The sequence below is a fragment of the Micromonospora alfalfae genome, assembly GCF_022230925.1.
Classification (GTDB): domain Bacteria; phylum Actinomycetota; class Actinomycetes; order Mycobacteriales; family Micromonosporaceae; genus Micromonospora; species Micromonospora alfalfae.
In genome coordinates, this window is record NZ_JAKKFH010000025.1 from 208,043 (window position 1) to 219,578 (window position 11,536).

The following is an 11,536-nucleotide window of genomic DNA, read 5'->3' on the forward strand; positions in this document are numbered from 1 at the left end:
CAGCGCGCTCGGGTAGGCCTGTCAGCCGGCGCGCAGCTCGTCCAGCACCGCGCCGGCTGCGCGCCAGCCGCTGGTGAGGGCGCCCTGGATCGATGGGCTGTCCCGGTGGTCACCGGCGACGAACAGGCCCTCGCCCAGCGCCACCGGCTTGCGCAGCCGTCCCTGCGGGGGCGGCGCGGCGGGTAGCGCCTCGGGGATTGCCACTGTGGTGAGGTGGGTCCAGCCTGCGGTGGAGCGGCCGTACAGCCGGGTCAACTCGGCCCGGATGGTCGGCTCGGGTGGGGCGGTCGGGCCGACCACCGAGGTGGCGATCAGGTGCCGTCCGGCGGGCGCGTACGTCGCGGCGGCGTTGCTGAGCACCACGGTGTTGGCGACGAGTTCGCGTCGGTCGCCGTCGACGAGCAGGATCGGCTCGGTGAGGGGCGGCTCGGGCGCGCTGTGGTAGTAGGTGGTGTAGCTGTGCATGCGTACCGTCGCCAGGGCCGGCAGCAGCGCGGCTGCGGCCGGCGGGTCGACGGCGACCACGACGGCCCGGCAGCTGATGTCGCCGGCCTGGGTGCGGACCCGGCCCGGGGTGACCTCCGCGACCGGGGTGTCCAGGTCGAGCAGGTCGGCGGGCAGTGGCGCGGCGATGGCCCGGGGCAGCGCGGCCATTCCTTCGGCGGGCAGGCCGATCCGGCCGCGGGCGAAGGAGCGCAGCACCATCGCCAGCACGTGACTGGAGGTGGAGAGTTCCCGGTCGATGAACACACCGGACAGGAACGGTCGCAGCAGTTCCTCGATGATGGCGTCGGAGAGGCCGGCGCGGCGCAGCGCTGTCTCGGTGCTGGTCTCCGGCGCGGCGAGGAGCCGGGTCGCGGGGAGGGTGGCGCAGCCGGTGGCGAGCGCGGCGAAGCGCAGCCGGTCGAGCAGGGAGCCAACGTCGGCGAGCGCGGTGCCGGGCCCACCGGTCGGTTCGCGCAGCGGGTTGACCAGCCGCAGCAGCTTGTCACCCTTGCGGACCAGCACGCCGGAGGTGAAGTAGCCGAGGTTGAGCTGGTCGGTGTCGAGCAGCGTGCCGAGCCGGGGGTAGGCGGTGTTGAGCACCTGGAAGCCCCGGTCGATGAGGTGACCGTCGACCACGTCGGTGGCGACCCGGCCGCCGAGCCGACCCTCGGCCTCCACCAGCCGCCAGGGCACGCCGGCGCGGTGCAGCCGGCGGGCGGCGGCGAGGCCGGCCAGGCCGCCGCCGACGATGACCACATCGGTTTCAGCCAGCACCGCGCGCCTCCCGCTCACCGTTCGCCCGGGACAACCGGCCCGGCCACCAGATCTTCGGCCCGATGTCGTACGCGAGTGCGGGCACCAGCAGCGACCGGACGATGATGGTGTCGATCAGTACCCCGATCGCGACCGCCGTACCCAGCTCGACGAGGATCACCAGTGGCAGGACGGCGAGGGCGGAGAACGTCGCGGCGAGCACGATGCCGGCGGAGGTGATCACCCCGCCGGTGACGGCGAGGCCGGCGAGTACACCGGCGCGGGTGCCGCGCTTCACCGACTCCTCGCGGACGCGACTCATCAGGAAGATGTTGTAGTCGATGCCGAGCGCGACAAGGAAGACGAACGCGAACAGCGGGAACGACGAGTCCACGCCGGGGAAGTCGAAGACGTGGCGGAACAGCAGCGCGCAGAGGCCGAGGGTCGCCGCGAAGCTGAGCAGCACTGTGGCGATCAGCAGCAGCGGGGCGAGCAGCGCGCGCAGCAGCAGGGCCAGGATGACCGCGATGACCACCAGCACCACCGGGATGATGACGTTCTGGTCGCGCTTCGCGGCGTCCGAGGTGTCCACGTTGATAGCGGTGAAGCCGCCGACCACAGCGTCCGCGCCGGGCACCTGGTGTACGGCCACCCGCAGCTCCCGGATGGTTCGTTCGGCGCCGTCGCTGTCGGGTGGGTCGGCCAGGGTCGCCTCCAGTTGCACCCGCCCGTCGACGACCTTCGGGGCGGCGTTCTCCTCGGGTGGGCCGGTCTGCGGGCCGGTGGTGAGGGGGCGGACGTCGGCGACGCCGGGCACGTCGGTCGCCACCTGGGCGACCTGTCGGGCGGTCTGCTCGGTGGTGAAGATGGTGGCCGGGCTGCCGGTGCCGGCCGGGTAGTGCCGGGAGATCACCTCCTGACCGTCGACCGAGTCGGTGCGCTGGGTGAACAGGTCGGACTGGCCGAGCGTGGTGGCGCCGAGCTGGGTGAGGCCGAGGGTCAGTAGGGCCAGCACGACGGCGGTGGTCAGCCAGATCGGGCGGGCGTGCCGGGCCACGAAGCCGGCGACCCGGCTCCAGATGCCGTGTTCGGCTCGCGGGTCGGCCTGGTCGGCTCGGGGCCGTCGGGGCCAGAACGCCCACCGCCCGCCGAGCACCAGCAGCGCGGGTAGGAAGGTGAGCATCACCAGCAGGGTGGCGGCGATGCCGATGGCGGCGACCGGGCCGAGCGCCCGGTTGGAGTTGAGGCTGGACAGCAGCAGACAGAGCAGGCTGACGATGACGGTGCCGCCGGAGGCGATGATCGCTGGCGCGGCGCCCTTCCAGGCGGTCTTCATGGCGTCCCACGGGCGGTCGTGCCGGTGCAGCTCCTCCCGGTAGCGCGCGATCAGCAGCAGTGCGTAGTCGGTGCCGGCGCCGAAGACCAGCACTGTGAGGATGCCCTGGGCCTGCCCGTTGAGTTTGACCACGTCCGCGTCGGCGAGCAGATAGACGAAGACCGAGGCGAGGGCGTACGACATCCCGGCGGCGAGCAGCGGGAAGATCCAGAGGACCGGGCTGCGGTAGACGATCAGCAGGATGACCAGCACCACTCCCAGGGTGACCAGCAGCAGTGGTCCGTCGATGGCGGAGAAGACCTCGATCAGGTCGGCGAGCAGGCCGGCCGGGCCGGAGACGTCCACTGTGAGGCCGTCCCGGTCACCGCCGGTGATGTCGCGCAGTTGCTCGACGACGGTGCCGATCTCCTCGCCCTCGGCGTCGTCGACGGGTACGACGACCTGGAGTGCCTGGCCGTCGTCGCTCGGGATGGGCGGGGGCAGTGGGGTGACCACGCCGGGGATCTGGGCGAACCGGGCGGCGTCGGCGCTCGCCCGTTGCCGGTCCGCGTCGGTGATCCCGGAGGGCCGTTCGTAGACGACCAGAGCCGGGATGGTCTGCCGGTCGACGAAGTCGCCGGCGAGATCCTGGGCGCGGGTCGCCTCGGCGTCGGTGGGCAGGAAGGCAGCATTGTCGTTGGTGGCGACCTCGCTGAGGCGCCCCGCGTACGGGCCGGAGACGCCGCCGATCACCAGCCAGGCCAGCACGACCGCCACCGCGATCAGCGTGGCCTTGCCGCCTCGTCCGGACATCCGCACTCACTCCAAGGATCGACGCGTCAGTCGACGCACTCTGAACGCGACTCAACATCGCCCATCCTGCCGCCGAAACCCCCCGAGACAGTGCGAATCCGGCATCCCGCCCGGGTCGATCATGGAGTTGTGGTGGGGGATGAAGGGCGCAGAACAGCACGCAACCGGCACCACAACTCCATGATCGACCCGGGAGTTGGGGTGGGGGTGGGGTGGGTATGACGAACGCCCGCCGGCTTCAGGCCGACGGGCGTTCGTGGGGAAGCTCCCCCGATTGGACTCGAACCAATAACCTGCCGGTTAACAGCCGGCTGCTCTGCCAATTGAGCTACAGGGGATCGTGCTCCGCGCGACCTCGGATCTCCCCGACGCCGTGCGACGGGACAAGAGTACAGGACATTCCCCGGTGATGGTCCAGTGGGTTCCCTCCCCGCCGTCGCATTGACAATCGGGGTAAATCGCCATCCCGGCACAACCATGCTTGAGCGGAGAGCAGGATGGGTAGTTAGCTGCGGACAGAGGACGCAGGCGCGAACAGGTCGCCTTCCGACGGGGCAACTCGCCGGGGTGACGGCGCGTCAGGTACGGAAGGAGCCGCCATGCGCGGAAAGATCATGTTTCTTGGCGGGCTGGCTGCGGGATTCGTCCTGGGCGCCCGTGCCGGCCGGGAGAAGTACGAAGAGCTAGTGGTCCGGGGCCGCAAGGTGCTCGACCACCCGACCGTCCAGGAGGCGGCCGGGGTCGCGCAGGCCCAGGCCAACAAGCTCTACAGCGAGGGTAAGGACAAGCTCGGCCAGACCAAACTGGGCGAGAAGCTGGGCAACGGCAACGGCAACGGCAGCACCGGCAAGCAGGAGCTGACCGCCGCCGACGACGCGTTCGCCGGCACGCCCGCCACGGTGGGCGCCAAGGCGGGCACCAGCACGGTCGGCACGACCTCCGGGTCGCCGTCGTCCACGAACCCCCGCACCAAGCCGTCCGGCTCGGGCACGAACGCCAGCACGCTCTGACCAACCGCACGTCGACGGGCCGGTCGCCGCAGGGCGACCGGCCCGTGGTCTGTCCGACGTGCGGTCAGTCCTTGCTGCTGAACGCCGCGTCGAAGGCGGCGCTCGGGGCGTCGAAGGCGAGCCGGCGGACGAACTGCAACGCCTCCGGGGCGCCGACCAGCCGGTCCATTCCGGCGTCTTCCCACTCGACCGAGATCGGGCCGGTGTAGCCGATCGCGTTCAACGCGCGGAAGCAGTCCTCCCAGGGCACGTCGCCGTGGCCGGTGGAGACGAAGTCCCAACCGCGCCGCAGGTCGGCCCAGGGAAGGTGCGAGGCGAGCCGGCCACGCCGGCCATCGCCGGTACGCACCTTCGCGTCCTTGCAGTCCACGTGGTAGATCCGGTCGGCGAAGTCGAAGATGAAGTTCACCGGGTCCAGCTCCTGCCACACGAAGTGCGACGGGTCCCAGTTCAGCCCGAACGCGGGCCGGTTGCCGATCGCCTCCAGCGTCCGCTTCGTCGTCCAGTAGTCGTACGCGATCTCACTGGGGTGCACCTCGTGCGCGAAACGCACTCCCACCTCGTCGAACACGTCGAGGATGGGGTTCCACCGGTCGGCGAAGTCCTGGTAGCCGCGCTCGATCATCGACGGCGGCACCGGAGGGAACATCGCGAGGGTGTGCCAGATCGACGAACCGGTGAAGCCGACGACCGTCTTCACCCCGAGCTTCGCCGCTGCCCGCGCGGTGTCCTTGATCTCCTCGGCGGCCCGCTGACGAACCCCCTCGGGCTCCCCGTCGCCCCAGATGCGGCCGGGCAGGATGTCCTGGTGCCGCTCGTCGATCGGGTGGTCGCAGACCGCCTGACCAACCAGGTGGTTGGAGATCGTGAAGACCTCAAGGTTGTGCTTCGCGAGGGTCTCCCGCTTGCGCTCGACGTACGAGTCGTCGGCGAGCGCCTTGTCGACCTCGAAGTGGTCGCCCCAGCAGGCGATCTCCAGACCGTCGTAGCCCCACTCGGAGGCGAGCCGGCAGACCTCCTCGAACGGAAGATCGGCCCACTGGCCGGTGAAGAGCGTGATGGGTCGCGCCATTGTCCTTCTCCCCTGTTGTGATGGGGATTCCTTGTGCGGACCGGGGCGAGGGTGACCGGACGTGCGCGGCACCCGAACGGTCACCGGTGGGTGCGGAACACACCTGAGCCCGGCGGGTTGCGCCTCCCACCGGGTCACCGGCCACCAGCACGGTCGCCGACCCCCACCCTATTTCCGCAGTGCCCCATCGGGGAAGCCCCGCGGTCGGCCGATCATCCGATCATTTCCTCGGGCGCGGGCAGGACAGCCCGTACGGTGAAGCCGCCGCCGGCGCGCGGGCCGGCCGAGAACGTGCCGCCGAGCCGCTCGGCGCGCCTGCGTACCCCAACCAGACCCCGACCGGCGCCCTGGGTGCCGCCGCCGGACGGAGCGGGACCGGCGCCCTCGTCGCGAACCTCGATGGTGATGCCCGCGGCGTCGTAGCGCAGGCGGACCCCGACCGGCGCGCCCGGCGCGTGCCGGCACGCGTTGGTCAGCGCTTCCTCGATGATCCGGTACGCCACCACGTCGACCGGGCCGGGCAGCGGCCGGGGTTGCCCGGCCATCTTCCACCGCACCGGTTGACCGGCGGTGAAGCCCTCCACCAGCGCGTCGAGACGGTTCAGGCTGGGCGCCGGCTGGGACGGGTCGTCGGGCTCGTCGGCCCGGCGCAGCGCGTCACCCAGCCGGTGCCCGTGCGCCAAAACCATCCCGCGCCACTGCGCGAACCGCCCCATGCAGGTCAAGGTACGGCAGCCGGCTGTGAGTCGGTCCGCGGGTGTCCGCGGGTCGGCGGACGAATCAGTGCGAGCGTGATGCCTCTGAATCATCAAGATGACTCAGAGGCATCACGCTCGTGAGGGACACCGCTTGCTGACCCGCGTCGTCGCGACGGCCGCCGGGGCACGCCGGCCGGGCTTCGTCGGCACTCGGGCCGGGTGCCGGGAGGGGCCGACGACGTGAGCGTCGACCCCTCCAGCACTAGTCGGTCAGGGCAGGGTCCACTTCTGGTTGGCCGCGTTGAGGCAGGTCCAGAGGTGCACGACGGTGCTGTCGGCGGAGTTGTTGCCGGAGACGTCCAGGCACTTGCCCGACGACGGGTTGCGCAGGGTGCCGTCGGACGCGGCGGCCCAGTTCTGTGCGCCACTGCCGTTGCAGGTCCAGAGCTGGATCTTGGTGCCGTCGGCGGTGCCGCTGCCGTTGACGTCCAGGCACTTGCCGAGCGCCTTGATCGTCGAGTTCGGCGTCACGGTCCAGGTCTGCGCCGTGCTGCCGTTGCAGGTGTAGAGCTGGATCTGGGTGCCGTCGGCGGTGCCGGCGTTGCGCACGTCCAGGCACTTGCCGGCGAGACCCTTGATCGGGCCGACACCGGTGCCCCCGCCGGTGCCCTTGACCAGGGTGAAGTCGTCCAGGTCGAAGAGCCCAGTGCCGCTACCGGTGAAGGTGAGGTAGAGGTTCTGGGTGCTGGACGGGACGTTTGACAGCGCCGTGGAGACGTTGGCGAAGGTCGTCCAACTGCCGGTGTTGGGCACCGCGACGGTGCCGAGCACCGGGCCGGTGGCCGAACCGGTGCGCACCTGGATGGCGCCACCCGCGCCACCGGAGACGACCCGGGCCGTGAACGAGGTGACCCCGGCCAGGTTGACCCCGTTGTACGCGGCCCAGTCGCCCGGGTCGATGTAGCCGACGGTCTGCCCACCGTTGGCGCCCGCCTTGGTGAACGCGGAGACACCGTTGGCCGAGCTGAACGCCTCGGCCTGGATCGTGCCGGTGGGCGGCGGCGTGGTGCCCAACTCCTTGATCCGGATGTTGCGGAAGGAGGCGTCGTCACCGGTGCCGTGGTTCTGGATGCCGATGTGACCGGCCAACGAACGGACCGGGTTGGTGTTGGTGAAGTCGTTGATCTTCACCCCGTTGAGGAAGATCTGTAGCCGCTCGCCCTCGACCAGCAGCTCGTACGTGTTCCACTCCCCCGGCGCGTTCAGCGCCGCGTCGCGGGCGGCGATGTCGGCGGACTTGTAGGTGTAGACCGCGCCGGTGGTGCGGTCGGCCGCGTCGGTGGCGTCGATCTGGATCTCGTAACCGTTGTCCACCGCCGACCACGGGTCACTCGACGGTGGGAACCCGATGAAGATGCCGGAGTTGTCGTCACCGGCCAGCTTCCAGTCCAGCTTCAGCGAGTAGTTGGTGAACTGCTTGGCGTTGTACCAGTACAGCCCCATGCCGCCGACCGAGGTCAGGGTGGCGTCGGTGTTGGTGAAGCTGCCCGGGCCGGCCTGTGACCAGCCGGCCGTCGAGCCGTTGAACAGCGGGGTGTAGCCGGTCTCGGGCCGGCAGTCGGCCTTGCTCCGACCGGAGGCGTACCGGATGCCGCCGAGCAGGTGGTTCCGGAACCCGGACTCCGCGTACGACGCCTGGGTGTGCCCCGCGCCGGTGTAGAAGGACCGGCCACCGCTGTAGCTCTTGCACCAGCTCAGCGGGTGGTCGGCGCCCATCCCGCCGCCGGAGTACGACGACTCGTCCAGGGTGGCCAGCACGTGGGCGCTCGACCGGGCGTTGGTGCGGTAGTTGTACCACTCGTCGGTGCGGGTCCAGGTCTGCGGCAGGTGCCCGGTGGCCGCGTGGCCCCGGTCCTCCACCTTCATGTTGGCCTGCTGGATCGCGGGGTGCGAGGCGAACCACGCCCCCACGAGGTTGCCGTAGAACGGCCAGTCGTACTCGGTGTCGGCTGCGGCGTGCACACCCACGTATCCGCGGCCGGAGCCGATGTACGACTCGAAGGCGGTCTGCTGGCTGGCGTTGAGCACGTCGCCGGTGGTGTTGAGGAAGACGACCGCCTCGTACTGGTTGAGGTTGCTCGTGGTGAACGCGGCGGCGTCCTCGGTCGCGGTGACCGTGAAGTTGTTCGCCGCGCCCAGGTCGCGGATGGTCTGGATGCCGACCGGGATCGCGTCGTGCCGGAAACCGGCGGTCTTGGAGAAGACCAGCACGTCGTACGGGGCGTCGGCGGCGCTGGCCGGGGTGGCCGGGGTGGTACAGGCGATGACGGCGAGTGCGGCCATGGCCGCACCGAGGACGGGTCGCAGGCGTCTGCGCATATCGCTCTCCTAATTGCGGTTAGGAGGGGCCCCTCGCATCACACTAGGCGTTGTCGAAGGGCCCCTCCCGCCAGCTCAGGGCAGGGTCCACTTTTGGTTGGCGGCGGCGGTGCAGGTCCAGAGATGGACCACCGTGCTGTCAGCGGAGCTGTTGCCGGAGACGTCGAGGCACTTGCCCGACGACGTGTTGCGGAGCGTGCCGTCGGCTTGGGCCGCCCAGTTCTGGGCGGCGGTCCCGTTGCAGGTCCAGAGCTGGATCTTGGTGCCGTCGGCGGTGGCACCACCCGACACGTCCAGGCACTTGCCCAACGACTTGATCGTGGAGTTGGGGGTGACCGCCCAGGTCTGCGCGGCACTGCCGTTGCAGGTGTAGATCTGGATCTGCGTGCCGTCGGCGGTGGCGGCGTTGCGCACATCCAGGCACTTGCCGCCGAGGCCCTTGATCGCCCCGGCCCCACCGGCCGGGGGCGTCCCGGTGACGAAGGTGAAGGCGTCCAGGTCGTAGAGCGCGCCGGTGCCCGACCCGGCGAAGGTCAGGTAGAGCGTGGTCGTGCCGGTCGGCGGGTTGCTGATCGTCCCGGTGACCGTGGTGAAGGTCTCCCAGCCGCCGGTCACCGGCACCGTGGCCGAGCCGAGCACCGTGCCGGTGGCCGAACCGGCCCGGACCTGGAGGGTGCCACCGGCGCCCGCCGAGGAGACCCGGGCGTTGAACGAGGTCACGTTGCCCAGCCGGTACGGCTGGAACGCGATCCAGTCGCCGTTGTTGATGTCGCCGACGGTCTTGCCGCCCTCGGCCGGGGTCTTGCTGAACACGTTGATCCCCGACGAGGTGCCGTAGAACTCGGCCTGGCGGTGCCGGGGCGGCAGCGTGTGCTGGGTGTGCGTGGTCAGCCCACCGGCGTCGGTGTACTCCGCGTCGAAGATCGCGAAGATGTTCGCCGCGTCGTCGTGCTCACCGTCGACCGGGATGGTGATCGAGCCCGAGCAGCCGGTCTTCGAGGTGATCTGGTGCCCGTGCTGGTCGTGGCCGAGCACGTAGGTCATCTTGACCTTCGTGCAGTCGATGGTGCCGTCCTCCGGGTCGGTCACCGTGATGCTGTACGCCACGGTGTCCCCGAAGCCGAACAGCTGACCGTTGCCCGGGTTGTTGATCGTGACCGTGGGCGCGGTGTTGCCGACGCTGATCTGCACGCTGCTGCTGCCGGTGGCGCCCTGCGGGTCCCGCACGGTCAGCGTGGCGGTGTAGGTGCCGTTGGCGCTGTAGGTCTTCGTCGGGTTGGCGGCGGTCGAGGTGGTCCCGTCACCGAACGCCCACGCGTAGGTCAACGTGCCGCCCTCGGGGTCGGACGAGCCGGCCGAGGAGAAGGTCACAGCGAGCGGGGCGGCGCCGGAGGTGCGGTTGGCGCTGGCCTTCGCGGTGGGCGCCCGGTTGCCGCCGCCGACGTAGTCGAAGCGGTAGAGCGCCGAGTTGGCGTCACCGTTGAAGTAGCCGGTGCCGTAGTCGAGCACGTAGTACGCGCCGTCCGGGCCGAACGCCGAGTCCATCACCTGCTTGCCGACCCAGGGGAAGGTGTCGATGGCGCCCCGGGAGCCATCGGAGTTGACGTGGATCGGCTTGATCCAGCCCCGGCCGAACTCGGTGGCGAAGAACTGCCCGTCGAACGACTGCGGGAACTTGGTGGTGGAGGTCGACGAGGCGTTGTACCGGTAGACCGGGCCGCCCATCGGCGACTCGGAGCCGCCGCCGAACTCGGTCGGGGTGCCGGCGTCGCCGGCGTACCGGATCCAGGCCGGCTGGGCCGGCGGCAGGGTGGTCAGGCCGGTGTTGCGGAACGAGTTGTTGGTCGGCCCGCCGGTGCAGTTGTACTTCGCGCCGCTGGCGCTGGTCGCGAAGTCGAACTCGTTGTACGTCTCGGTGCTGGTGTTGGTGCCGGTGCAGTACGGCCAGCCGTAGTTGCCCGGTGCCGCGACCCTGTTGAACTCCACCTGGCCGGACGGCCCGCGGGTGGAGCTGGTGGAGCCGGCGTCCGGCCCGTAGTCACCGACGTAGACCACCCCGGTGGCCTTGTCCACGCTGATCCGGAACGGGTTGCGGAACCCCATCGCGTAGATCTCCGGCCGGGTCTTGGCCGTGCCGGGGGCGAACAGGTTGCCCGACGGGATGGAGTACGTGCCGTTGGCGTTCACCTTGATCCGCAGGATCTTGCCGCGCAGGTCGTTGGTGTTGCCGGCGCTGCGCTGCGCGTCGTACGCGGGGTTGCGGTTGGTCCGCTCGTCCAGCGGTGAGTAGCCGGACGACTCGAACGGGTTGGTGTCGTCGCCGGTGGACAGGTAGAGGTTGCCGGCGGCGTCGAAGTCGATGTCCCCACCGACGTGGCAGCACACGCCCCGGCTGGCCGGGACGTCGAGCACGTCGACCTTGCTGGACTGGTTGAGCGTGAAGTCCGCGTTGAGGGTGAACCGGGAGAGCCGGTTGACGCCGTCGAAGGCCGAGAAGTCGGTGCCGGTGGCCGGCGCGTCGCCGCCGGGGGTGGAGAGCGGCGGGGCGTAGTAGAGGTAGATGTAGCGGTTGCTGGCGAAGCCCGGGTCGACGCCGACGCCCTGCAACCCCTCCTCGTCGTGCGAGTAGACCGACAGGGTGCCGACCACGGAGGTGGTGCCGTTGGCGTCGGTGCGGCGCAGGGTGCCGTTGCGGGCGGTGTGCAGGACCGAGCGGTCCGGCAGCACCGCCAGCGACATCGGCTCACCCATGTCGGTCACGCCACGAGCCAGCTCGACCTGCTGGAAGTCGCTGGCGACGATCGTGTGTGCCTGGGCGGGGGCCGAGCCGGCGGCGAAGGTGACCGTGCCGGCGGCGACCGCCAGCAGCAGCGCGGATCCGGCGGAGAACCATCGTCGGGACCGTTGTCTGGGAGCGTCCTTCATGGACATCTGTGCTGTCCCTTCCTGACGTGTGAATGCCAGGCCGGGCGCGCGCCGTCGCGCCGGATGCCGTAGCGGTGAGGGGGTC

7 protein-coding genes and 1 tRNA gene are annotated in these 11,536 nt (G+C 70.4%); 1 reads left to right on the forward strand and 7 read right to left on the reverse strand.

The window, feature by feature from the left end; all coding sequences use genetic code 11:
* Positions 1-21 precede the first annotated feature (21 nt).
* The 3 genes from MED01_RS21350 to MED01_RS21360 form a co-directional block, all read right to left on the reverse strand.
* Positions 22-1,260 (reverse strand): FAD-dependent oxidoreductase, encoded by a 1,239-nt coding sequence (locus MED01_RS21350; protein ID WP_238670330.1) that lies wholly within the window; start codon positions 1,258-1,260, stop codon positions 22-24.
* Complete coding sequence (locus tag MED01_RS21355) at positions 1,250-3,367, reverse strand: MMPL family transporter (RefSeq protein ID WP_238670331.1); 2,118 nt, start codon at positions 3,365-3,367, stop codon at positions 1,250-1,252. The genes MED01_RS21350 and MED01_RS21355 overlap by 11 nt, the downstream gene beginning before the upstream one ends.
* 265 nt (positions 3,368-3,632) lie before the next feature.
* A tRNA-Asn gene (locus MED01_RS21360) sits at positions 3,633-3,705 on the reverse strand.
* 261 nt (positions 3,706-3,966) lie between these two features.
* On the opposite strand from MED01_RS21360, the gene MED01_RS21365 reads away from it, so the two are divergent.
* The gene (locus tag MED01_RS21365) at positions 3,967-4,377 is read left to right on the forward strand and encodes a hypothetical protein (RefSeq protein ID WP_238649121.1); all 411 of its coding nucleotides are present in this window, start codon (positions 3,967-3,969) and stop codon (positions 4,375-4,377) included.
* A 64-nt stretch (positions 4,378-4,441) separates the two neighbouring features.
* Here the strand turns inward: MED01_RS21365 and MED01_RS21370 are convergent, their stop codons facing one another.
* From MED01_RS21370 to MED01_RS21385, 4 genes are all read right to left on the reverse strand, one after another.
* Positions 4,442-5,449 (reverse strand): sugar phosphate isomerase/epimerase family protein, encoded by a 1,008-nt coding sequence (locus MED01_RS21370; RefSeq protein ID WP_030488695.1) that lies wholly within the window; start codon positions 5,447-5,449, stop codon positions 4,442-4,444.
* A 212-nt stretch (positions 5,450-5,661) separates the two neighbouring features.
* Positions 5,662-6,165: a sensor histidine kinase gene (locus MED01_RS21375; protein ID WP_238670332.1), complete on the reverse strand. Its 504-nt coding sequence runs from the start codon at positions 6,163-6,165 to the stop codon at positions 5,662-5,664.
* A 252-nt stretch (positions 6,166-6,417) separates the two neighbouring features.
* Entirely contained in the window at positions 6,418-8,526 is a 2,109-nt protein-coding gene (locus MED01_RS21380; protein ID WP_238670333.1) for a ThuA domain-containing protein, read from the reverse strand.
* 75 nt (positions 8,527-8,601) lie between these two features.
* Entirely contained in the window at positions 8,602-11,457 is a 2,856-nt protein-coding gene (locus MED01_RS21385) for a PQQ-dependent sugar dehydrogenase (protein ID WP_238670334.1), read from the reverse strand.
* Positions 11,458-11,536: the final 79 nt, after the last annotated feature.